Origin of the sequence: Phyllobacterium chamaecytisi, assembly GCF_020164455.1 — a bacterium.
Lineage (GTDB): Bacteria > Pseudomonadota > Alphaproteobacteria > Rhizobiales > Rhizobiaceae > Phyllobacterium > Phyllobacterium chamaecytisi.
In genome coordinates, this window is record NZ_JAIQWW010000012.1 from 84,526 (window position 1) to 105,996 (window position 21,471).

Below are 21,471 nucleotides of genomic sequence, written 5' to 3' on the forward strand. Positions count from 1 at the left end.
TCCGCCAGTTTGCTGGGTCCACTCCATCGGTGAGCCAGCATTTAGTCTGCCAGAGGGTGATGCTCCGTGACAAGCTGATGCAGCCGCTCTTCCATCACATGTGTGTAAATTTGCGTGGTCGAAATATCCGAATGGCCGAGCAATTGTTGCACAGCACGCAGGTCCGCGCCGTTTTGCAAGAGATGGCTGGCAAAGGCATGGCGCAAAACATGGGGCGATATCGCCGATGTTTTGAGGCCCGCTCGCGCGGCAAGCCCTTTCAGTTCCCGTGCGAACACCTGTCGTGCCAGAAAGCCGCTTTCCGATATGGCGGGGAACAGCGAGACACTGGCGGAGAGATTAGGCAATGCGTCACGCACCGCCAGATATTTTGCCATTGCGTCGCGTGCCTTGCCTGATAAAGGGACGACACGATCTTTCGAACCTTTGCCGCGAACCATGAGGAAGCGATTGTCGGAGCGCGCGACCGTCACCGGGAGACCAACGAGTTCAGAAACACGCAGGCCCGTTGCATAAAGAATTTCGAGCAACGCATGCAGTCGCAGCGCCTGAAGATGAACGGCACCAGATGATTTTGCGTCTAGAGTCTCTTCCTCAGCGCGGGAAAGCAGTTTTTCCACATCCGACTCGCTCAGGATTTTTGGCAGGGCGCGGTCCTTTTTTGGCGTGTCCAGCGTGCTGGTGGGATCGTCGGTGCGAATATTCTCCATGTAGAGAAAGCGAAAGAACTGGCGCAGGGCCGAAAGCCGCCGCGCCTGAGAGGTTGCTGCGTAGCCCCGTCCAGCAATGTCGTCGAGATAAGACCGTATTGTTCCGGGCTCCGCAAAGGTCAATTGGATACCTGTTGCAACGCTGAACCCCGCAGCATCTTCCAGATCCCTGCGATACGAATCCAATGTGTTTTGTGCGGCGCCACGTTCGGCGCTCATCATTTCAAGGAAGGTCTCTATGGCTGCTGCTGCTCGCATCGGCTTATTTCGGGGTATCAGGTTTCGGATTAAGTTTTTCCGAGGGAATACGAATGGTCATTTCCGTCTGCGTCGGATGCACGAAAGTCACCAACCCAACCATGACGGCATAGACGAGCCCCGCGAGAATCGCGAGAATGATGATCAATCGTGTCAGCGTCGGCATTTTCTGTTTGAATCGCCTTTGTCGGATCGGGTGCTTGGTTCCATAATCCTGCAGCTCAAACCCTTATGATTTGATGAAGCTTGAGTCTTCTAACGCCATAGTTTGCTTGACGACAGCACGGTTTTCCTGTCGAACCGCAATTATGAATATGACTGAAGACATAGTTGGGGCAGCCGAGATCGCGGAGCTTGCCAAATCCATCAGAGAGCGCCTCGGACACAGGTCCATCGTGCTTATCGGACTGATGGGCGCGGGCAAATCCACGGTCGGCAAAAAGCTGGCGGCACTGGTCGAGCTGCCATTCTTCGACGCTGACAACGAGATCGAAAAAGTCTCGACGATGACTATTCCGGAACTTTTCGAAGCCTATGGAGAAGCCGAATTTCGGGACCTCGAGCGGCGTGTTATTGCGCGCATGCTTGAGAATGGACCGATCGTGCTGGCGACCGGTGGCGGTGCTTATATGAATGAACTTACGCGAAAAGCTATCGCTTCGGAGGGTATTTCACTCTGGTTGAAAGCCGAACTTGATGTGCTGATGGCGCGTGTTGCGCGCAAACAGAACCGGCCGCTTCTGAAAAACGATAATCCCCGAGGTGTGATGGAACGGCTTATGACCGAGCGCCACCCGATTTATTCGGTCGCCGATCTGGTGGTGAACTCCCGCGAGGAAAAGAAGGAAATCATTGCCTTCGAAGCAATGCAGGCAATTGCCGGCCATCTTGATGGTATTGCATCCCGCAGCAATGAGGAATCCGGTTCATGACCGACGCGGTTACCACTACCACTGTACCCGTCAAGCTCGGGGATCGTTCTTACGATATTCTCATTGGGGCCGGATTGATCGAGCGGGCCGGATATGAAATTGCAAAGCGTGCTAAATCGGTGCGTGTCGCTATTATCAGCGACGAGACTGTCGCAGGTCTGCATCTCGATCGGCTCACGCGAAGCCTGACGGCTGCCGGTATAGATTCCACGCCCATCTTGGTTGCACCCGGGGAGAAATCGAAAGGTTTTGCAACACTCGAAACCGTAACCAATGCAATCCTTTCCGCGCGTCTTGAGCGCGGCGATATCGTGATTGCTTTTGGTGGCGGTGTCATTGGTGACCTCGCCGGTTTTGCGGCAGGTATTGCCCGTCGCGGCATGGGATTCATCCAGATGCCGACATCGTTGCTGGCGCAAGTCGATTCGTCTGTTGGTGGCAAGACAGGTATCAACACGGCGCACGGCAAGAACCTCGTTGGGGTATTTTATCAGCCACAACTCGTTCTGGCCGATACGGACGTGCTCAACACATTAACTCCGCGTGAGTTCCGTGCAGGCTACGCTGAAGTTGCAAAGTATGGACTGATCGATCGGCCGGATTTTTTTGCCTGGCTGGAAAAGAATTGGCGCGGGATTTTCGATGGCGGGCCTGAGCGGACTGAAGCCATTGCCATATCATGCCAATCCAAAGCCGATGTAGTCGCCAGAGATGAACGCGAAACGGGAGATCGCGCGCTGCTCAATCTTGGCCATACGTTCGGCCATGCATTGGAAACCGCGACGAACTACGATTCCGGGCGGTTGGTTCATGGCGAGGGCGTCGCCATCGGGATGGTTCTCGCCCACCAGTTTTCGGCAAAGATGAATCTGGCGAGCCCGGACGATGCGGCTCGTGTCGAAGCGCATCTGCGCCAGGTCGGGCTCCCTGTTTCCATACACGGTATCCCCGGCAAATTACCTCCCGCGGAAAAACTGATGGACTATATTGCGCAAGATAAAAAAGTAGCGCGCGGGGCGCTCACATTCATTTTGACTCGCGGCATTGGCCAATCATTTATCGCAAAAGACGTGCCGCCATCTGCCGTGCTAAGCTTTTTGCAGGAGAAACACCCAACATGACGCTGGAAATCTGGATCTTCTGCGGAATCATATTCCTTTTGATCCTGATGTCTGCCTTGTTTTCAGGATCTGAGACTGCTCTGACTGCCGTATCTCGTGCACGTATGCATCGCTTGTCCAAGCGCGGCGACGAGCGCGCGGTCGTGGTGGAAAACCTGATAGAAAAGCGGGACCGGCTTATCGGTGTCATGCTCATCGGCAATAACCTCATCAATATTCTAGCCTCATCGTTGACGACGAGTATGCTGCTAACGTTGTTTGGCCAAGCTGGCGTTGCTTACGCCACGGCGATAATGACAGTCTTGCTTGTCATTTTCGCGGAGGTATTGCCCAAATCCTGGGCAATTTCGAGTCCCGATCGAAATTCGCTCGCTCTTGTCCGGTTTGCCCAGGTAGTAGTCTTTCTGTTCGGTCCCCTTTCTGATCTCGTCAATTGGATCGTTCGCCAGATTCTTGCGGTGTTCGGCATCAATCTTGCGGCAGGCACGTCAATGTTGTCAGCTCAGGAGGAACTGCGTGGCACCGTCGATCTACTACACAAGGAAGGCTCTGTCGTTAAAGGTGATCGGGACCAGATCGGCGGCCTTCTCGACCTGCGCGAACTCGAAGTCTACGACGTTATGATCCATCGGACCGACATGGATTCGGTCAATGCAGACGATCCCATCGAGACCATCATTACAGAAATCCTGGCGAGCCATCATACCCGCATTCCTGTCTGGAAGGACGCGAACGACAATATCGTCGGCGTTGTTCATGCCAAGGATCTGGTGCGGGCGATCCGCGACGCAAATCGGGACTTTTCCAAGATCAACATCATGAAGGTGGCGACGAAGCCGTGGTTCGTTCCGGACACGACAAGCCTTCAGGATCAGCTTAATGCCTTTCTGAGACGCAAAGCACATATCGCCATCGTGGTCGATGAATATGGTGACGTGCAAGGATTGATTACTCTCGAAGATATTCTCGAAGAGATCGTTGGCGATATCGCCGATGAGCACGACATCGATGTGCAGGGTTGCCGTCCTCAACCGGATGGTTCAGTGCTGGTTGACGGCTCAGTCCCCATTCGCGATCTTAACCGGGCCTTGGACTGGCACCTGCCCGACGCCGAAGCGACGACCATTGCCGGTCTCGTGATCCACGAAACACAGAGCATTCCGAAAGAAAAGCAGGCCTTCACCTTCCATGGCAAGCGTTTCACAATCCTGAAGCGGGAAAAAAATCGCATCACGCGGCTGCGCATTCGACCAATCGAGGATGACGACAAGCTGGGTTGAGCCGAGCTTTAGGCGCGTGTCGCCTCACCCGGTGCCGCGGGTTCAAGCGCCAGCGCGTGGACGCTGCCATTCAGTTCGTCCTGCAGCACTTCATTGATGGCGCGATGACGCGCAACGCGCGACATGCCGGCGAATGCCTCCGCGACAATCCGCACACGAAAATGCGTTTCGCCTGAACCGTCAAATGTGCCATGATGTTCGCTGTCAGAATGATGGTGGCCGGCGTGCAGATGGCTTTCATTGATGACTGCCAACGAAACAGGATGAAAAGCCTGCATCAGTTTGCTTTCGATGACTGACTGAGTGGACATTTCGTTCTCCTGCGCCCATATGGTAGTTTCACTTGGCAAATCCATTCATGATCACAAATTTACCGCCATTTCAGGCGTTAGGTCTATCCATGGGTAAATGTCAATTCTTGTTCCGCTAACCGATCCGTTGATGATTCTGATTCGATGACCTCAAGTTCGAAATATTTTGACAGCATCCGCATCCGCCCGAAAAAGGTGGACGAGGAGAAATCGCGCACACCCGTCTGCCAATGGGATGGTTGCGACAAGCCTGGACCGCATCGCGCGCCGGTGGGGCGTGAGAAAGAAGGCGAGTTCTTCCATTTCTGCATCGACCATGTGCGCGAGTACAACAAGGGCTATAATTATTTCTCTGGCCTCTCGGATGCCGAGGTAGCCAGATACCAGAAGGAAGCTTTGACGGGCGACCGTCCGACCTGGACCGTTGCAGGACTACCTGGAAGCGGAGCGGGCGCAAGCGCCAGTACGCGTGCACAAGCGAGCGCCAGCGCCAAGACGTCACCGGATTTTTCGAAGTTGCGTTCGGGTCGTGCGGCATATCAAAACAGATTCCGTGACCCCAACAGCGTTTTCAATGAGGCGCGGGTGCATATCCGCAAGCTCAAGCCATTGGAGTCAAAAGCACTGGATACGCTCGGGCTTGGCGCAAAAGCCACTGGCGAAGACATAAAGTCGCGCTATAAAGAGCTTGTGAAGATCCATCATCCCGATGCTAATGGCGGTGATAGGGCTTCCGAGGATCGTTTCCGTGACGTAATCCAGGCCTATCAATTGCTCAAAGCGGCTGGTTTCTGCTAACCCACGATTGAGCCGAATTCGGAACTTCACAGCGAGGTTCCAAACTATCTTTATGCGTCTGCGCGTGCAGTCGCGCTGGAGGCATGATGAATAAGGTTGATCGCGATATTGCGAATTTGCCGGATACAACGGTTTCTGCTGCAAAATTGTTTGGTTTTGAGACCGATATGATGGTTCCTGCCTATAAGGCAGGTGACGCTTATGTGCCGGAAATCGACACGGACTATCTATTCGACAAGCAGACCACGCTGGCCATTCTCGCGGGTTTTGCCTTCAACCGCCGTGTTATGGTTTCCGGGTACCATGGTACCGGTAAATCGACCCATATCGAGCAGGTCGCCGCGCGGCTGAACTGGCCATGCGTGCGTGTCAATCTGGACAGCCACGTCAGCCGTATCGACCTTGTTGGCAAGGATGCGATCGTCGTCAAGGAAGGTATGCAGATCACGGAATTCCGCGACGGCATTCTGCCCTGGGCTTATCAGCACAATGTCGCGCTTGTATTCGACGAGTACGATGCGGGACGTCCGGACGTCATGTTCGTGATCCAGCGCGTGCTCGAATCGTCGGGTCGTCTGACGCTGCTCGATCAAAGTCGCGTTATCCGCCCGCATCCCGCTTTTCGTCTGTTTGCCACCGCCAATACGGTTGGCCTTGGTGATACGACGGGTCTTTATCATGGCACGCAGCAGATCAATCAGGCGCAGATGGACCGCTGGTCCATTGTGACGACCCTCAACTATCTGCCGCACGACAATGAGGCGGCTATCGTTGCCGCCAAGGCCAAGCATTATCAGAACAAGGAAGGCAAGGAGATCGTCTCCAAGATGGTGCGCGTTGCTGACATGACGCGCGCAGCATTCATCAATGGCGACCTATCGACTGTCATGAGCCCTCGTACCGTGATCACATGGGCGGAAAATGCCGATATCTTCAAGGATGTGGGTTTTGCTTTCCGGTTGACGTTCCTCAACAAGTGCGACGAGCTCGAACGTCCACTCGTTGCCGAATTCTACCAGCGGGCATTTGGCAAGGAACTGCCTGAATCGACCGCCAATGTGGTCATCGGCTGAGCGTCACGATAAAGATGGCAGGTCCCGGAGACAATTCACGTGCGAATCCGAAAGGTCCGGTTGATTCCGAGCCTTTTAAGCGCGCGCTTACGGGATGCATGCGTGCGATTGCCGGCGACCATGAAATGGAAGTTGGATTCGGTAATGACAAGCCGGCCCTGACGGGTCATCGCGCACGCCTTCCCGATCTGCCCAAGCGTCCAACTGCCAATGATGTCGCCGTCACACGCGGCCTTGGCGACTCGATGGCGCTCCGCAAGGCCTGTCACAATGACCGAATTCACGCGACGCTGGCGCCCGAAGGCAAGCAGGCGAGGGCGATCTTCGATGCGGTTGAACAGGCGCGTGTCGAGGCCATCGGTGCGCTGCGTATGGACGGCGTTGCCGAGAATCTGACTTCCATGCTTTCGGACAAATATGCCCGGGCCAATTTCCCGGCAATAACCGATAAAGCGGAGGCGCCGCTCGAGGAAGCCGTGGCGCTTTTGGTCCGTGAGAAGCTTACGGGCCGCAAAGCTCCCGAATCAGCTGGCAATGTGCTTGACCTGTGGCGTGACTGGATTGAGGAGAAGGCCGCGGCGGACCTCGACCATCTCGGTGCCAAGATCAACGATCAAAACGCTTTCGCTCGCGTCGTACGCGAGATGCTGGCTTCCATGGAGATGGCGGAAGAGCTGGCGCAGGAGAGCCAGGAAGACGACAGCCAGGACAATAACGAAGACTCGCCAGAACCGGAAGAAAACAACGAAGGCGGTTCGGATGAGAACGAGGGCAGCGATTCGTCCGAGAATGATGAGTCCGATACATCCAGCGACGACAGCCAGTCCGGCGAGACCGAAGCCGCCGACGCTTCGTCTGACGATATGGACGAGGATTCGGACGCGGATGCCGAGATACCGGGCGAGGCGCGGCGCCCCAACCAGCCGTTCTCCAACCTCGGCAGTGAGAGCGGTTACAAGATTTTCACGCAGGAATTCGACGAAACGACCGATGCGGAAGAGCTTTGCGACGAGGCCGAACTGGAGCGGCTGCGGGCTTTTCTCGATAAGCAACTAGCCAATCTCTCTGCTGTCGTTGGACGCTTGGCAAACAAGTTGCAACGCCGTCTGATGGCGCAACAAAACCGCTCATGGGACTTCGATCTGGAGGAGGGTTACCTCGACAGCGCCCGTCTTGTGCGTATTGTAATCGATCCAACGCAACCACTTTCCTATAAGCAGGAACGTGACACGGATTTCCGCGATACGGTTGTGACGCTGCTCATCGACAATTCCGGTTCCATGCGCGGGCGGCCGATTACCGTTGCCGCGACGTGCGCGGACATTCTGGCAAGGACGCTGGAGCGTTGCGGTGTGAAGGTGGAAATCCTCGGGTTCACCACCAAGGCCTGGAAAGGCGGTCAGGCGCGTGAAGCCTGGCTGGAACGTGGCAAGCCCGCCAATCCCGGTCGTCTTAATGACCTGCGCCACATCGTCTACAAGCGCGCTGACGCCCCGTGGCGGCGCGCACGGCGCAATCTTGGCCTGATGATGCGCGAAGGCCTTCTGAAGGAGAACATCGACGGTGAAGCCTTGATATGGGCACACCAACGCTTGCTGGGCCGTCCTGAGCAGCGCCGTATCCTGATGATGATCTCGGATGGGGCTCCGGTTGATGATTCTACCCTTTCGGTCAATCCGGGCAACTATCTCGAGCGGCACTTGCGCGCTGTGATCGAGGAGATCGAAACACGTTCGCCAGTTGAGCTGATCGCCATTGGGATCGGTCATGATGTGACCCGGTACTATCGCCGCGCTGTCACTATCGTCGATGCAGAGGAACTTGCCGGTGCCATGACTGAACAGCTGGCTTCATTATTTGAAGAGCCGGAGCGACAGAGCGCAAAAAAGTCAATGCGGCGATAACATGAACCGAACTGCGCTGACTTTTCGGCGCGCATCGCTTTGCCTCGCAATCCTTGTTGCAATGCCGGTTTTAGCGGACGAGAGCGCAATCGTTTCCCCTGCCGTCATCGAGTCCCGTGTGGTCTCCAATTTTCGCATCGGCTCGTCCGAGAGGCGGTTCGGAGATCTTGAATTTGTTGGCGGTCTGGAAATGACCTCTGCGAGTTCCGACTTTGGCGGCCTTTCCGCGTTTCGCTATCTGGATTCAGGAAAGAAATTTCTCGGCATCACCGATACTGGCTTCTGGTATGCGGGTACGATGCAGCGCGATGAGGAGGGCAGACCCGCATCGATCGGCAATTTTCGCTTGGCACCGATTCAGAGCGAGGAAGGTCTTCCTGTTGAGGGCAAGTGGAACTCCGATGCCGAAGGCATGAGCGTTTACGGCGATACAGTCACGGTTTCGTTCGAGCGCATCCACCGGATTGCGGAATATGCGCTGGACCTTGAAAACTTTGCCTCGACGCCAAGGAATGTTCCTCTGCCGATACCGAGGGAAGAGCTGCGCAACAACCGCGGCATAGAGACGATAGCCTATTCGCCGGCCTCCGGCCCATTGCACGGGGCGCGGGTTGCAGTAACCGAAAAAAGCATCAACAAGGCTGGCGATATGTTCGCCGCAGTGCTTGAAGGGCCGCAGAAGGGCGTTTTCTTTGTCAAACGCCGCGATGATTTCGATGTCAGCGATGGCGATTTCCTGCCCGATGGTGATTTGTTGCTGCTTGAGCGCCGCTTCAGCATAGCCAGCGGCGTGGTCCTGAGAATACGAAGAATATCCGTGGCAAGCATCAAACCTGGGGCTACGGTCGACGGGGAATTCATCCTGCAGGCGGACATGCGAAACCAGATAGACAATATGGAAGGGCTGGATGTCTGGCAGACGGCAGACGGTTCTACCCGACTATCGCTTGTCTCAGATGACAATCATTCCATCCTGCAACGGAATCTTTATCTGGAATTCCGGTTTGCCGAGTAGATAGCGGGGGCGAAGATTGCAAGGATCGCTCCGTAAGGCACCAGCATCACGACAGCCATGAACATTTTGACCATCAGATCGCCAAAACCCAACGACATCCACAATGGGATTTCCCTGCCAAGGAAGGGCACCAGCATGGCAAGTGACGAATCGGCGTGGCCTGTCGCGGCGTCGATCCAGGCAAAGTTGGCAGCAAAGGCGATCGAGAAGAACAGCAATGTGTCTAACAGCGAACCGAAGATGGCAGAGGCAAAAGGCGCCTTCCACCAGGTCAGCTGCCGCAACCTGTTGAATACGGTGATGTCCAGAAGCTGGGCTGTCAGGAATGCCGTGCCGGATGCGATAGCGATGCGCGGCGTTGCCAGCCAGACCGAAAGGACGACGGCAATCGCAAACCCCACATAGACGACCTTCCGGGCAAAGGCCGGGCCGAATGTGCGATTTGCAAGATCGTTGACCAGAAAGGCTATCGGGTAGGTAAAGGCGCCATAGGTCAGGATTTCTCCCAATCCAAAATGATCAAAAGGATACTGAACAAGGATATTGGACGCGGCAACGACCGCGCACATAGCTAAAACGGGGAGAATAAAGTCCGAAAAGGTATAGGCGCGTTGCATCGGCATTTTTTTATCCTGGGTAATGGAACCAGCAATAAGGCCAGCATTTGCTGGCCTCGACGACTAGAAAACGGAAACGATTGCTAATTAAGCAGCGACCGGAGCTTCAAGAAGCTTCTTGGCAATCTGACGTTTCAGGAGACGAGCACGTTGCGACAGCTCCTTCTCGTCAGCCTTGACCAGGAATGCATCCAGACCACCGCGATGCTCGACGCTGCGCAGGGCATGGGCCGAAACGCGCAGACGATAGCTCTGACCGAGGGCTTCGGAGATCAGCGTTACGTGGCAAAGATTCGGCAAGAAGCGGCGGCGCGTTCTGTTGTTCGCGTGGCTCACATTGTTACCATACTGTACCGACTTAGCGGTCAATTCACATGTGCGGGACATCTGGTCTCACCTTCAAATTTTTCATTCGCCTTTGTCCGAATATTTCCTGCTACCATCGCACGTTGCCGTGCAGCGGCTCGCTTGTCGGATGGGCGGCCTATTGGGAAGTCGCGTTTCTATAGTGATATGGGCCGCGCGCGTCAAGTGCACTTATGCCATGTTTGGCGCTGCTTTTATATAATACAGGCCAGCTTCTTGATGTATATCACAACTTTGCCCGCTTTGTACGCTCGAACAATCACTGCAGGGATGCTTTGGACAAGAATGACAAGAATGAATGCCCATAGGCAGTATGCCAGCCGAACGCGAATGCTGGTGCCGCTCGCTGTACTAGCGCTGATGGGCGCGCATCCGGCGCACGGTGCCCAGTCGTATCAGACAGATTACCGCGTTTCACTCTTCGGATTGTCGATAGCCAAGGCAAGTTTTTCAACCAGCGTCACAGATGATCGCGCTTACAAAGTTGTCGGGTCTCTTGCCAGCTCGGGGCTGGGTAGCCTGTTCGATGACACCAATGGCAAGCTGGACGTTACCGGTCAGTTCGCCGAGACCGGGCCCGTACCGAATTCCTATGTTGTCAACTATCGGCATGGAAACCGAAACAAGAGCACGTCGATCGCCTTTACCAACGGCAATGTTACGAATACCACCAATGATCCGCCGATCAACAGGAAGAAGAACTGGGTGGATCTGAAACCTGCCGACCTCCAATCGGTTGCCGATCCGATTTCCGGCGTGATGGTGGCGGCAAGCAGCCTCGACCAGGTCTGCAGGCAGACGTTGCATCTTTATGATGGCCAGACGCGCGTGGACTTGAAACTTTCTCCATCGGGCAGGGCGCAGCCCTTTGCGACCGAGGGCTTCAAGGGTGATGCCATTACCTGTTTGGCTAAATTCGTCCCGATCGCCGGCTATCAGTCAGGGCGAAAAGCTATCGAATATCTGAAGAACTCGAGCAAGATCAGTCTCACCTTTGCATCCCTCGGCAAGTCCGCTATCTATTCACCGGTGCAGGCGAAAATCGGCACGCAGATCGGTACGGTGACTGTTTACGCAACCCGTTTCGAAAAGACGCAATAGACGCGGCTGGGCGGGCCGTCTTCGAATCCGGGGTGCTTTTTGGCTACATTTGTTGGTTTTCTTGCGATCATCATGTGGGCGATGCTCGCGCTTTTCACTGATGTGTCGGGCAAGGTTCCCCCATTTCAGCTAACCGCGATGACGTTCGCTATCGGTGCGTGTCTCGGGTTGATCTCTTGGCTGTGGCGGCCGGGTGCTGCACGGCATCTGCGCCAGCCCGCAAAGGTCTGGCTGCTCGGCGTTGTCGGGCTCTTTGGCTATCACTTCCTCTATTTTACGGCGCTACGAAACGCTCCAGCTGTCGACGCCAGCCTCATCGCCTATCTCTGGCCGCTTTTCATCGTTGTTGGATCCGCCCTGATGCCTGGTGAAAAGCTACGCTGGTTTCACATTCTAGGCACGTTATTGGGCTTGGCCGGAACAGTGCTGATCATAACCAAGGGTGGCGGCCTCGGCTTCGATCCGCAATTTGGCTTCGGCTACGCCATGGCAGGCCTCTGCGCACTGACATGGGCCGCCTATTCGCTGTTGTCGCGACGCTTTTCCAACGTGCCAACGGATGCTGTGACGGGCTTCTGCATCGCAACGTCGATCCTCTCGTTGATTTCACACCTGCTGCTTGAGCAGACGGTCTGGCCGGATGGACTCGTCCAGTGGCTCGCCGTCCTTGGGCTTGGGCTATTTCCGGTTGGTGCGGCGTTCTATGTCTGGGACTATGGCGTAAAGCATGGGAATATCCAGGTGCTCGGTGCGTCGAGCTATGCCGCACCACTGCTTTCAACGCTTGTGCTGATCATCGCGGGGGTGACGGAGCCAACGGGGCGCGTGATGCTCGCATGCCTCTTGATCACGCTGGGCGCGGTTATCGCAGCAAAGGACATGCTCTTCAAGCGCCGTCAGGGCTCCCAGCCAGGTTCCGCCATTTCGAACTGAGCGAAATCAAATCCTGGTGCTACCGTGCACCCGACAAGTGTCCACGCGCCGAGGCTCTTGGCCATTTGCCATTGTCCTGCCGGAACAATGGCTTGCGGGCGCTGCCCATTTGCTAGATCAAGTCCTAGCGTAAAACTTTCGTGCGGTGAGCCCTCGGTTGCCACGGTCAAAAGCAGTGGTGCACCACCATACCAGTGCCAGACTTCGGCTGCATCCTTGACGCGGTGCCAGGCCGAAATTTGGCCCTCTTCGAGCAGAAAGTAGATCGCCGTCGAGTGCCCGCGCCCGCCTTCTGGCCAATCGCCCTGGTTGTCGCGGAACGTCTGGACATAGAAGCCGCCTTCCGGATGCGGCTGAAGCCCGAGGCGCCCGCGAATCTCGTCTGCTGTCAGCACCATCAAAAATTGTCCTTGCGCTTGCGGATTTCAGCGAAAACCGCCTCATCGGTCGCGCTCTCCATTTTGAGATTTTTGCGGATCGCCGGATCGTGCCAGCGAAGAAACGGGTTGGTTGCCATCTCGCGCATGAGCGTTGTTGGCAGGGTCGGCAAATCCGCCTCCCGCAAAGTCTTGATTTCCTTGGCACGTTCCTTGAGCGCCGAGTTTTCCGGGTCGATAGTCAGGGCAAAGCGGGCGTTGCTCTCGCTGTATTCGTGGCCGCAATAGATTTCCGTTTCGCCCGGCAGTCCGATCAACCGCTGCAGCGACTTGAACATAGTCGCGGGCGCTCCTTCGAAAAGCCGTCCGCAGCCGAGTGAAAACAGGGTGTCGCCGGTAAACGCGACCTTGGCAGCAGGGATATGAAAGGAGATTTCTCCTGCGGTGTGCCCCGGCGTGGAAATGACCTCCACTTCGAAATTGCCGAATTTAAACCGGTCGCCGTGACGGACGCCGCGGTCAATACCCGGTATTTTCGCCTTTTCGTCCTCCGGACCAATGATTTCCACGCCAAATCGTTTCTTCAGCGCCAGATTGGCTTCCACGTGATCCGTATGGTGATGCGTGGTGAAAATATGGGTCAGTTTCCAGCCGCGGCGCTTGAGCGCGTCAAGAATCGGCTGCTCTTCGGGGGCATCGATGGAGGCGGTCAGGCTGGTTTCAGGATCATGGATCAGCACGCCGAAATTATCGCTGCGGGCGGTGAATTGTTCTATCTGCAATTGGGGCATGGTCGTTCTCTTCATTCTTGGCTGGGCAAGATAATCCCGGTTAAGCCAGGTCTGCAACCCATGTCATTTCTTGATGTTCTCATCTTCCATGTTACTTTGCGGCCATGCATCTCGACATCATCGATCTTCGCTCATTTTACGCTTCAACGCTCGGCCATCTGACCGAGCGCTCCATTACGATGGCCTTGGTGCCGCTCTGGCCGAAGCTGCCAGGCGAGCGGCTGGTTGGTCTCGGATACGCCGTACCTTACCTCGACCGGTTCCGCGGCGACACAGAACGCACATTCGCCTTCATGCCGGCCGGGCAGGGCGCCGCCAGCTGGCCGCCTGTCGAGCCGTCCGCTACAGCATTGATATTTGAAGAGGATTTGCCTCTCCCCGACTCCGCAGTGGACAGAATATTGATGGTACATGCGCTGGAACATGCGGAGGATCCACGCGAAACACTGAAGGAGATGTGGCGTGTTCTCGCGCCCAACGGCCGGCTCGTCATCGTCGTTCCGAATCGGAGGGGACTATGGGCAAGGTTTGAACATACGCCGTTTGGCAGCGGCCGCCCCTATAGCCGAGGTCAGCTGACGCGTCTCCTGAGGGAGGCAAACTTCACGCCCGGACCGTGGGGCGAAGCTCTGTTCTTCCCGCCGTCATCGCGAAAAGCGATGATGCGGCCTTCTTCATTGTTTGAGCGGGTAGGCCGTCGTTTTTGGCCGATGTTCTCTGGCGTGTTGCTCGTTGAAGCGCAAAAACGCATCTATCAGGGGCTACCCGTTGCCAAGCGTGCGTCGCGGCGTGTGTTCGTGCCGGTCCTCTCACCGCAAGGAACAGCGAGCGCCAGTTCGCGTTAGCGCAACCAAATTACCCGTATGGGTTGAAGTTCTTGCGCCAGAATCGATGAGTCTTGCACCGGAATCGCAACTCTTTGTGCAAGATTCGAGGATTCTTGCGCAAATCCTATGCGGGGTTCGCTAGCGTTTGAGCAGAAACACAGCCTGCTGGCCGAAGAGGTTCCAGAATCCCCATGGCATGTTGAATCCAAGGCGCTCCCCCAAGGCATTCAGCGCGACGGCGGACTCGACCTCTGCGCCGACTTCCTTGGTCATATCGACAAAATCATTGATCGTACAGAAGTGGATATTCGGCGTGTCGTACCAGCTATAGGGCAGGTCCTTGGTGACCGGCATGCGACCGTTGATGGCGAGGGAGGTACGGACCCGCCAATGCCCGAAATTGGGAAATGACACGATGGCTTTTTCGCCGATGCGCAGAAGTTCCGTGAGGACATTCTTCGGGTTGCGGGTCGCCTGCAAGGTCTGCGACAGGATCACATAATCGAAACCGCCATCCGGATAATATTTGAGATCGCTGTCGGCATCGCCCTGGATGACCGACAGGCCGCGCGCCACCGATTCGTTGACACCCTTTTGCGAGAGCTCGACGCCGCGCCCATCCACATCCTTGGTGTTCTGCAAAAGCTCCAAGAGTTCGCCATCGCCGCAGCCGACGTCGAGCACGCGCGAGCCGGGTTTGACCAGCGAAGCGATGACGGCAAAATCGACGCGGGGATGGACGTTAACACTCATGACGGCAAAAGCCCCTTGGCTCGCGCAGCAGAGCGGATAAATCCGGTGATCGTCGAAAACATCTCGGGCTCATCGAGCAGGAACGAGTCGTGGCCACGATCCGACTCGATCTCGACGAAGGACACCGACGCGCCTGCTGCATTCAGCGCATGGGCGACCATCCGGCTTTCGCTGGTCGGGAACAGCCAGTCGCTGGTGAATGAGACAATGCAGAACCGGGTTTTCGATCCGGCGAAGGCATCGGCAAGCCGGCCGCCATGTTCCGCGGCGAGGTCGAAATAATCCATCGCCCGGGTCATGTAGAGATAGGAATTCGGGTCGAAACGCTCGACGAAAGTGGTCCCCTGATGGCGCAGATAGCTTTCAATCTGGAAATCCGCGTCGAACCCGAAGGTCACGTTCTGGCGGTCCTGCAGATTGCGCCCGAACTTGTTGTGCAAGGCAGTCTCGGACAGATAGGTAATATGGGCCGCCATGCGGGCGACCGAGAGACCTTTGCGTGGGACAGTGCCGGCTTCGAGGTAGCGGCCTTCCTTCCAGTCGGGATCAGCCATGACCGCCTGCCTGCCCACTTCATGGAAGGCGATATTCTGCGACGAGTGGCGGGCACCGGTCGCAATCGCCACGGCCGCAAATACCTTGTCGGAATGGCTCGACGCCCATTCCAGCACCTGCATGCCGCCCATGGATCCGCCGATCACGGCAAAAAGCTGTTTGATGCCCAGATGCTCGATGAGCATCGCCTGGGCACGCACCATGTCCGCTATCGTGATGATCGGAAGATCCAGCGCGTAAGCCTTGCCGGTTTCGGGATTGATCGAGGCCGGGCCTGTCGAGCCAAGGCAACCGCCGAGGACATTGGAACAGAGCACGAAGTAGCGATCCGTATCGATCGGCTTGCCCGGACCGATGAGCAACTCCCACCAGCCCGGCTTGCCGGTTACGGGATGGACATTGGCGACATGCTGATCGCCAGTCAGCGCATGGCAGACGAGGATTGCGTTGGACTTGTCGACGTTGAGTTCGCCATAGGACTGATACGCGATACGAAACGGCGAAAGCGATACGCCGCTATCGAGATGCAGCGGCTTGTCAGCGCCAAAATCCACCACCGGACTGTGGGGATTTGTCGCTTCCTGGCTTTGCTGAGCTTTTTTAGCGGATGGTCGGCTGATTTTCGTCATGTCTGCGCAATTGAGGGCGTGATCGCGCGTAGGTATGGTCGCAGTTCGCGCAAAGTCAAGTTGTTCTCGACATCCGGGCTCCATGCAGCTATGTCCGCACGGTGCTTTTGCCCGTTACGGACCCGAACAATTATGACAACGACACGACAAGACATGCGCCCAACTCCGAAAGCCGGTGTGCTCGATATAGCGGCCTATGTGCCTGGCAAGCACAGCGCTCCCGGTGTTGAGAAGGTACATAAGCTGTCGTCGAACGAGACGCCGCTCGGTGCCAGCAAGCATGCGATGGAGGCTTATCGCGCTGCGGTGGAGCAACTGGAGATGTATCCCGATGGTCAGGCGACCCTGCTGAAGCGGGCGATCGCCGATATCCACGGTTTGAACGTCGATAATATCATGTGCGGTAATGGCTCGGACGAATTGCTCGGCCTGTTATGCCAAGCCTATCTCGCTGCAGGCGATGAGGCTGTCTATACCGAACATGGTTTCGGCATTTACAAGATCGCCACCATGGCTGCGGGTGGCGTACCGGTCGTTGCCAGCGAAAAGAACGAGCAAGCCGATGTCGATGCGATTTTGCTTGTCGTCACGCCGCGCACCAAGATCGTCTTTCTGGCAAATCCCAACAATCCGACAGGCACCTATCTGCCTTTCGAAGAGGTTCGCCGACTGCATGCCGGACTGCCGAAGAACGTAATGCTGGTGCTCGACGCCGCTTATGCGGAATATGTTCGCCGCAATGATTATGAGTCAGGCGTCGAACTGGTGTCGTCGTCCGAAAATGTCGTGATGACCCGCACTTTTTCGAAGATATACGGCCTTGCCGCTTTGCGCATCGGCTGGATGTTTGCGCCCGCCCATATCATTGATGCGACCAACCGTATCCGCGGTCCGTTTAACCTGAACTCCGCGGCCATCGTCACCGGCGCTGCGGCGATACGCGACCGCGCGCATCTCAACGATGCGGTGGCTTTCAACGAAAAGTGGCTGCCCTGGCTCACCGAACAATTGACCGGGCTTGGGCTTCGGGTCACGCCGTCGGTCGGTAATTTCCTTCTTGTGCACTTTCCCGAAGATCCGGCGAAATCGGCGGAGAAAGCGGACGCTTACCTGACGAGCAAGGGCTATATTTTGCGCCGCGTTACGGGATACGGATTTCCGAACGCGTTGCGCCTTTCCATTGGATCCGAAGAAGCCAATCTGGGCGTGGTCGCCGCACTCTCCGAATTCTTAAAGTAGATTCACACCATGACGGGCTACAAATGGCGTTTTCCTGTGCTCCGGTGCTCACGTACCTTAAAGTACGCTGCGCTCCAGTGCTCGAAAACCACCATTTTCGCCGCGTCATAGCGCGAATCTCAGCGCAGTTACAGGTCATAGAAACATGTCCGACATTCATTTCGATACAATCGCACTGATCGGCATCGGCCTCATCGGTTCGTCGCTGGCGCGCGTCATCAAGCGCGAGGGCCTTGCCGACAAGATCGTCATTTCCACCCGCAGCGAAGCCACACTGGCTCGGGCAAAAGAGCTTGGCCTCGGCGATAGCTATACACTTGATAGCGCAGAGGCGGTGAAGAACGCCGATCTCGTTATCGTTTCAGTACCTGTGGGTTCGTCAGGCGAAGTTGCCCGGCAGATTGCCGGCTCGCTTAAGCCCGGCGCGATCGTGACCGATGTCGGTTCGACCAAGGGTTCGGTGATTGCGCAGATGCAGCCGGAACTCCCCGCGAATGTGCATTTCATCCCGGGGCATCCGCTGGCAGGAACGGAGTATTCCGGCCCCGATGCAGGTTTTGCCGATCTGTTCATCAACCGCTGGTGCATCCTCACACCATTGGAGGGTACGGACCCGGACGCTATCGCGAAGCTGACGAAGTTCTGGGAAGCCTGCGGTTCGCGGCTCGACACGATGGACCCTTTGCATCACGACCGCGTCCTCGCCATCGTATCCCATCTCCCGCACTTGATAGCCTACAATATCGTCGGCACAGCGAGCGATCTGGAAGAAGTGACAAACTCCGAAGTCATCAAATATTCGGCTTCGGGTTTTCGCGATTTCACGCGTCTGGCCGCATCTGATCCCACCATGTGGCGCGATGTCTGCCTGCACAACAAGGACGCCATCCTTGAAATGCTGTCGCGGTTTTCCGAGGATCTCGCCTCGTTGCAGCGATCGGTTCGCTGGGGCGACGGCGATGCGCTGTTCGATCTTTTCACCCGGACACGTGCCGTCCGCCGCGGCATCATCGATGCGGGTCAGGAAGTGGATGCTCCGGACTTCGGACGGCAGAAGGCAGGACAGAGCTCAACGCAATAGCCGTTAGAGGCGATGCCGATTATCTCCCCCCTTGTGGGGGAGAAAGTGATTTCAGCATCTTAGCACTTGCTAAGTGCTAGAAATCACAAGAGAGGGGATGGTCTGGGTTCAAAAAATCCCCTCACTTGGATTTTCCAAGGATTTAGCAAAGAAGGCTAAATCCAGGAAAATCCTTTCTCTCCCACAAGGGGAGAGATAAGAGCGGATCCGTCCGCGTGTGATGTGCAACGCTCAGGTTACAATCACAGCGCGGGCAGCCGTCCGATGCTGATAAAGCCAACCGACATTTTGCCGTTCTTCACCGTAATGGGAAGTGTTGGCGCGCCGCTCGCGTCTTTCGGAACGAACGCCATCGCTTGAACAACGGTCGAAATCGTATTGCCTGCTTCAGGGAAAATGCCCTGCATGACTTTGGCGACACCTTCCGGATTGCGCATCGTCACCTTGAAATCGCCGCTGATGCGCCCGTCATCGGCGACGGAAAACGGACCGGAAATCGCAATCCCGCTGCCATCCTCGAAGGACAGTTCGACTTTTCGCAGCGTTCCCGTCTGGCCGCGCAGAACCGACAGGTCACGCTCGGGTTTTGCCAGAAGCGCGAAACCATTGGCAAGCTGGACATCGGCAGCGCCGGTCAATTCGGGCAACGGTCTGTCGAGGACAATATTGTCAGCGATCTTCAACTTGTCGAAGGATAGTGCGATATCCATCTGCGGTTGGACGGTGTTGAACTCAAGTTTCCCGGTCTGCATCACGGCGAGCGGAACAGGATTGCTCACATTCCCGCGCTCATTGACCATGACATTGCTGCCTTCAATCGAGAGTTGTTTTGGAAGCGGTTTGTCGAGCCGGACGCTCGTGGCGAGATGTTCCCATTTCACGTCGAGAGGCGGAGCGCCGGGCACGTCCACGGCGGCAGGGCCTTCGACGCTGCTGACAATCTGGAGCGGGTCGTAGATTTGCGCTGCTGAACGAAAGCTGCCGGCGGTGATGGATATGTTTTTGGCCTGGTCGACCCAACCGACTTTCGAGCAGTCGAGACCAACGCGCAAAGGATAGCCACTCGCCCTGGCGTTTTCGCAGGTGGCGTCGATGCCCTGCTGTTTGAACGCTGCAATGTTCGTTGCAACCCGGCTTTCCAATTGATTGGCCAGATAGTACCAGCCGCCGGTGTAGATCGCGCCGGCAAGGATAATCAGTGCGCCGATGATGATCGGAAGTCTCGAAGGCTTGCGGCTCTTTTCGGCAGTGCTTGACGGCATGGGGTGGGTCTCGCTATCGGTCAGGGAGAGACCGTTGACAATCCACCCCGACGGCCATTTGATGCGATTTTCTGCACTTCCGGTGCTCATGGACCAAATGTCCACTGCGCTCCGGGTCTCGAAAACCGCATCAACTGACTCGCCAGGCTGAATTCTCAAACAGTCTCTCAGGCAAATCTATCAGGCAAATCTATCAGGACGGATATGGGCGATTTTTGGGTCTTTGGCTACGGCTCTCTGATGTGGAAGCCGGGCTTTGCACATGTGGAGACTTTGCACGCCCGCCTTCATGGTTATCGCAGGGCGCTGTGTGTCCGCTCCTATGTGCATCGTGGAACGCCCGAGCGTCCGGGGCTGGTGCTGGGCCTCGATCGGGGCGGATCCTGCCTTGGGATGGCGTTTCGCGTGCCTGGCGATCTCGAGGACGAGGTTGTCGCCTATTTGCGGGCGCGTGAACTGGTCACGCATGTCTATCTCGAACGGCGGCTGGCCATACGGCTCGAAGACGGGCGCAGGGTCGAGGCGCTGACCTATATCGTCGACCGCAGCCATGTTCAGTATGCGGGCAGGCTTTCCGTCAGCGAAGCAGCTACGGCTGTGCGCGGCTCAGTGGGTCAATCGGGTCGCAATGAAGACTATGTGCACAGCACGCTCGAGCACATGCACAAGATGAAGATCCGCGATCACTGGATGGAAGCGGTCGTCGCGGCAGTCGATCGGTGATTCACGCCATGGCGGCCTGCAAACCGCGTTTTTCTGCGCTCCGGTGCTCACGTACCTTAAAGTACGCTACGCTCCGGTGCTCGAAAACCACCGTTTTCGCCTCGCCCTGACGTGAATCCAGATAGGCCCTGCAACCTACAGGCCGGTCGCCGTATCGACAAAACGGGCGGCGTCATCGCTGGACCAGTCCGCCGGACCGTTCATCGCCGCAATCTGGCAGCCCTCCTTGTCGACAAGCATTGTCACCGGCAGACCGAAAGCGAGGTTCTTCCGCTTGAGATCGTTGAATACGCCCATCGATGGATCGCGATAGAGCTGCAGCGACTTGACGCCGATCTCGCTCAGGAATGCCTTCGGCTTCTCGTCGTCGCCCGTATCGATGTTGATGGTCACGACCTGGAAATTGTCGCCGCCCTTCTTCGTCTCCAGCGCATCGAGGGCCGGCATTTCTTCGCGGCATGGCACGCACCACGTTGCCCACAGATTGACAAGAAGCGTCTTGCCTTTGAAATCGCCGAGGCGGGCAGGCTTTCCATCGGGAGCGGTGAAAGTCAAAGCCGACATGGATTGAGGCGAATCCGCACCGCGCATGGCGGCAACGGCGCCAACGGCGGCCCCGTCTATCTTCTTGGCATCCGCGGTTTTCAAAGCGCATTGATCGGACGGGTTTGTGCCGGCGACAATATTGCCAGAAGGCCGTTCCATCACGTATACCGCAACCGCACCGGCAAGAATGCCTGCGAGTGCTGCAGACAGGATGATCTTCCTGCTGTTGTCGCGTGGCGTTTTCTGCGTTTCGTTGCCATCCGTCATTT

At 56.5% G+C, this 21,471-nt stretch carries 24 protein-coding genes; 13 read left to right on the forward strand and 11 right to left on the reverse strand.

Features of this window, described 5'->3' with window-relative positions:
* Positions 1-41 precede the first annotated feature (41 nt).
* On the reverse strand, positions 42-968 hold the full coding sequence (xerD, locus tag LB462_RS18485) for a site-specific tyrosine recombinase XerD (protein ID WP_224511032.1): 927 nt from the start codon (positions 966-968) through the stop codon (positions 42-44).
* A gap of 4 nt (positions 969-972) precedes the next feature.
* On the reverse strand, positions 973-1,134 hold the full coding sequence (locus LB462_RS18490) for a histidine kinase (protein ID WP_224511033.1): 162 nt from the start codon (positions 1,132-1,134) through the stop codon (positions 973-975).
* 142 nt (positions 1,135-1,276) lie between these two features.
* Between LB462_RS18490 and LB462_RS18495 the strand changes: the two genes are divergently transcribed.
* From LB462_RS18495 to LB462_RS18505, 3 genes are read left to right on the forward strand one after another with little or no spacing between them, the layout of a single operon-like run.
* Positions 1,277-1,900 carry a shikimate kinase gene (locus LB462_RS18495; protein WP_370637220.1) on the forward strand — a complete coding sequence of 208 codons (624 nt, stop codon included), beginning with the start codon at positions 1,277-1,279 and terminating at the stop codon, positions 1,898-1,900.
* Positions 1,897-3,021, forward strand: coding sequence for a 3-dehydroquinate synthase (gene aroB, locus LB462_RS18500; RefSeq protein WP_224511044.1), 1,125 nt, complete (start codon positions 1,897-1,899; stop codon positions 3,019-3,021). The genes LB462_RS18495 and aroB overlap by 4 nt, the downstream gene beginning before the upstream one ends.
* Positions 3,018-4,301 (forward strand): HlyC/CorC family transporter, encoded by a 1,284-nt coding sequence (locus tag LB462_RS18505; RefSeq protein WP_224511046.1) that lies wholly within the window; start codon positions 3,018-3,020, stop codon positions 4,299-4,301. Before aroB ends, LB462_RS18505 begins: the two co-directional genes overlap by 4 nt.
* An 8-nt stretch (positions 4,302-4,309) precedes the next feature.
* On the opposite strand, the gene LB462_RS18510 is transcribed toward LB462_RS18505, so the two are convergent.
* The gene (locus tag LB462_RS18510) at positions 4,310-4,612 is read right to left on the reverse strand and encodes a BolA family protein (protein WP_112523568.1); all 303 of its coding nucleotides are present in this window, start codon (positions 4,610-4,612) and stop codon (positions 4,310-4,312) included.
* A 144-nt stretch (positions 4,613-4,756) separates the two neighbouring features.
* Here LB462_RS18510 and LB462_RS18515 point away from each other — a divergent pair, with 144 nt between their 5' ends.
* The 4 genes from LB462_RS18515 (at position 4,757) to LB462_RS18530 (ending at position 9,402) form a co-directional block, all read left to right on the forward strand.
* The gene (locus LB462_RS18515) at positions 4,757-5,410 is read left to right on the forward strand and encodes a J domain-containing protein (protein ID WP_112523565.1); all 654 of its coding nucleotides are present in this window, start codon (positions 4,757-4,759) and stop codon (positions 5,408-5,410) included.
* Positions 5,411-5,496: 86 nt separating this feature from the next.
* Positions 5,497-6,483, forward strand: coding sequence for a cobaltochelatase subunit CobS (gene cobS / locus LB462_RS18520; RefSeq protein ID WP_112523562.1), 987 nt, complete (start codon positions 5,497-5,499; stop codon positions 6,481-6,483).
* A gap of 14 nt (positions 6,484-6,497) precedes the next feature.
* Complete coding sequence (gene cobT / locus LB462_RS18525) at positions 6,498-8,387, forward strand: cobaltochelatase subunit CobT (RefSeq protein ID WP_224511049.1); 1,890 nt, start codon at positions 6,498-6,500, stop codon at positions 8,385-8,387.
* 1 nt (position 8,388) lies between these two features.
* Positions 8,389-9,402: an esterase-like activity of phytase family protein gene (locus LB462_RS18530; RefSeq protein WP_224511050.1), complete on the forward strand. Its 1,014-nt coding sequence runs from the start codon at positions 8,389-8,391 to the stop codon at positions 9,400-9,402.
* Here the strand turns inward: LB462_RS18530 and LB462_RS18535 are convergent.
* Both LB462_RS18535 and rpmB read right to left on the reverse strand, forming a co-directional pair.
* Positions 9,375-10,025: a queuosine precursor transporter gene (locus LB462_RS18535; protein WP_224511052.1), complete on the reverse strand. Its 651-nt coding sequence runs from the start codon at positions 10,023-10,025 to the stop codon at positions 9,375-9,377. The genes LB462_RS18530 and LB462_RS18535 overlap by 28 nt on opposite strands.
* Before the next feature lie 81 nt (positions 10,026-10,106).
* Positions 10,107-10,406, reverse strand: coding sequence for a 50S ribosomal protein L28 (gene rpmB, locus LB462_RS18540; RefSeq protein WP_112523551.1), 300 nt, complete (start codon positions 10,404-10,406; stop codon positions 10,107-10,109).
* A 273-nt stretch (positions 10,407-10,679) separates the two neighbouring features.
* Between rpmB and LB462_RS18545 the strand changes: the two genes are divergently transcribed.
* Positions 10,680-11,486 (forward strand): DUF3108 domain-containing protein, encoded by an 807-nt coding sequence (locus LB462_RS18545; protein ID WP_224511055.1) that lies wholly within the window; start codon positions 10,680-10,682, stop codon positions 11,484-11,486.
* Positions 11,487-11,525: 39 nt separating this feature from the next.
* Positions 11,526-12,419: an aromatic amino acid exporter YddG gene (gene yddG, locus LB462_RS18550; protein ID WP_224511056.1), complete on the forward strand. Its 894-nt coding sequence runs from the start codon at positions 11,526-11,528 to the stop codon at positions 12,417-12,419.
* Here the strand turns inward: yddG and LB462_RS18555 are convergent.
* Positions 12,383-12,814, reverse strand: coding sequence for a cupin domain-containing protein (locus LB462_RS18555; protein WP_224511178.1), 432 nt, complete (start codon positions 12,812-12,814; stop codon positions 12,383-12,385). The genes yddG and LB462_RS18555 overlap by 37 nt on opposite strands.
* Before the next feature lie 2 nt (positions 12,815-12,816).
* On the reverse strand, positions 12,817-13,587 hold the full coding sequence (gene gloB, locus LB462_RS18560; protein ID WP_224511058.1) for a hydroxyacylglutathione hydrolase: 771 nt from the start codon (positions 13,585-13,587) through the stop codon (positions 12,817-12,819).
* Between the two features lie 104 nt (positions 13,588-13,691).
* Here gloB and LB462_RS18565 point away from each other — a divergent pair, with 104 nt between their 5' ends.
* Positions 13,692-14,432 carry a class I SAM-dependent methyltransferase gene (locus tag LB462_RS18565; protein ID WP_224511060.1) on the forward strand — a complete coding sequence of 247 codons (741 nt, stop codon included), beginning with the start codon at positions 13,692-13,694 and terminating at the stop codon, positions 14,430-14,432.
* A gap of 120 nt (positions 14,433-14,552) precedes the next feature.
* Here LB462_RS18565 and metW read toward each other — a convergent pair whose 3' ends face one another.
* Both metW and metX read right to left on the reverse strand, forming a co-directional pair.
* A complete protein-coding gene (gene metW, locus LB462_RS18570; protein ID WP_209999420.1) occupies positions 14,553-15,167 on the reverse strand; it encodes a methionine biosynthesis protein MetW in 615 nt (204 codons plus the stop codon).
* Complete coding sequence (gene metX / locus LB462_RS18575; protein ID WP_224511062.1) at positions 15,164-16,351, reverse strand: homoserine O-acetyltransferase MetX; 1,188 nt, start codon at positions 16,349-16,351, stop codon at positions 15,164-15,166. Before metX ends, metW begins: the two co-directional genes overlap by 4 nt.
* A 132-nt stretch (positions 16,352-16,483) precedes the next feature.
* Here metX and hisC point away from each other — a divergent pair, with 132 nt between their 5' ends.
* Positions 16,484-17,590, forward strand: a complete 1,107-nt coding sequence (gene hisC, locus LB462_RS18580; RefSeq protein WP_224511064.1) for a histidinol-phosphate transaminase — start codon at positions 16,484-16,486, stop codon at positions 17,588-17,590.
* A gap of 145 nt (positions 17,591-17,735) precedes the next feature.
* Positions 17,736-18,671 (forward strand): prephenate/arogenate dehydrogenase family protein, encoded by a 936-nt coding sequence (locus LB462_RS18585; RefSeq protein ID WP_224511065.1) that lies wholly within the window; start codon positions 17,736-17,738, stop codon positions 18,669-18,671.
* Between the two features lie 242 nt (positions 18,672-18,913).
* Here the strand turns inward: LB462_RS18585 and LB462_RS18590 are convergent, their stop codons facing one another.
* A complete protein-coding gene (locus tag LB462_RS18590; RefSeq protein WP_224511067.1) occupies positions 18,914-20,023 on the reverse strand; it encodes a DUF2125 domain-containing protein in 1,110 nt (369 codons plus the stop codon).
* A 114-nt stretch (positions 20,024-20,137) separates the two neighbouring features.
* On the opposite strand from LB462_RS18590, the gene LB462_RS18595 reads away from it, so the two are divergent.
* Positions 20,138-20,656: a gamma-glutamylcyclotransferase gene (locus tag LB462_RS18595; protein ID WP_224511069.1), complete on the forward strand. Its 519-nt coding sequence runs from the start codon at positions 20,138-20,140 to the stop codon at positions 20,654-20,656.
* A gap of 135 nt (positions 20,657-20,791) precedes the next feature.
* Here LB462_RS18595 and tlpA read toward each other — a convergent pair whose 3' ends face one another.
* On the reverse strand, positions 20,792-21,469 hold the full coding sequence (gene tlpA / locus LB462_RS18600; protein ID WP_224511071.1) for a thiol:disulfide interchange protein TlpA: 678 nt from the start codon (positions 21,467-21,469) through the stop codon (positions 20,792-20,794).
* Between the last annotated feature and the right edge of the window lie 2 nt (positions 21,470-21,471).

Coding starts and splice junctions, on each gene's coding strand:
- xerD (WP_224511032.1), bottom strand. CDS start 968: ATGCGAGCAGCAGCAGCCATAGAGACCTTCCTTGAAATGATGAGCGCC.
- LB462_RS18490 (WP_224511033.1), bottom strand. CDS start 1,134: ATGCCGACGCTGACACGATTGATCATCATTCTCGCGATTCTCGCGGGG.
- LB462_RS18495 (WP_370637220.1), top strand. CDS start 1,277: ATGAATATGACTGAAGACATAGTTGGGGCAGCCGAGATCGCGGAGCTT.
- aroB (WP_224511044.1), top strand. CDS start 1,897: ATGACCGACGCGGTTACCACTACCACTGTACCCGTCAAGCTCGGGGAT.
- LB462_RS18505 (WP_224511046.1), top strand. CDS start 3,018: ATGACGCTGGAAATCTGGATCTTCTGCGGAATCATATTCCTTTTGATC.
- LB462_RS18510 (WP_112523568.1), bottom strand. CDS start 4,612: ATGTCCACTCAGTCAGTCATCGAAAGCAAACTGATGCAGGCTTTTCAT.
- LB462_RS18515 (WP_112523565.1), top strand. CDS start 4,757: ATGACCTCAAGTTCGAAATATTTTGACAGCATCCGCATCCGCCCGAAA.
- cobS (WP_112523562.1), top strand. CDS start 5,497: ATGAATAAGGTTGATCGCGATATTGCGAATTTGCCGGATACAACGGTT.
- cobT (WP_224511049.1), top strand. CDS start 6,498: ATGGCAGGTCCCGGAGACAATTCACGTGCGAATCCGAAAGGTCCGGTT.
- LB462_RS18530 (WP_224511050.1), top strand. CDS start 8,389: ATGAACCGAACTGCGCTGACTTTTCGGCGCGCATCGCTTTGCCTCGCA.
- LB462_RS18535 (WP_224511052.1), bottom strand. CDS start 10,025: ATGCCGATGCAACGCGCCTATACCTTTTCGGACTTTATTCTCCCCGTT.
- rpmB (WP_112523551.1), bottom strand. CDS start 10,406: ATGTCCCGCACATGTGAATTGACCGCTAAGTCGGTACAGTATGGTAAC.
- LB462_RS18545 (WP_224511055.1), top strand. CDS start 10,680: ATGAATGCCCATAGGCAGTATGCCAGCCGAACGCGAATGCTGGTGCCG.
- gloB (WP_224511058.1), bottom strand. CDS start 13,587: ATGCCCCAATTGCAGATAGAACAATTCACCGCCCGCAGCGATAATTTC.
- LB462_RS18565 (WP_224511060.1), top strand. CDS start 13,692: ATGCATCTCGACATCATCGATCTTCGCTCATTTTACGCTTCAACGCTC.
- metW (WP_209999420.1), bottom strand. CDS start 15,167: ATGAGTGTTAACGTCCATCCCCGCGTCGATTTTGCCGTCATCGCTTCG.
- metX (WP_224511062.1), bottom strand. CDS start 16,351: ATGACGAAAATCAGCCGACCATCCGCTAAAAAAGCTCAGCAAAGCCAG.
- hisC (WP_224511064.1), top strand. CDS start 16,484: ATGACAACGACACGACAAGACATGCGCCCAACTCCGAAAGCCGGTGTG.
- LB462_RS18585 (WP_224511065.1), top strand. CDS start 17,736: ATGTCCGACATTCATTTCGATACAATCGCACTGATCGGCATCGGCCTC.
- LB462_RS18590 (WP_224511067.1), bottom strand. CDS start 20,023: ATGAGCACCGGAAGTGCAGAAAATCGCATCAAATGGCCGTCGGGGTGG.
- LB462_RS18595 (WP_224511069.1), top strand. CDS start 20,138: ATGGGCGATTTTTGGGTCTTTGGCTACGGCTCTCTGATGTGGAAGCCG.
- tlpA (WP_224511071.1), bottom strand. CDS start 21,469: ATGACGGATGGCAACGAAACGCAGAAAACGCCACGCGACAACAGCAGG.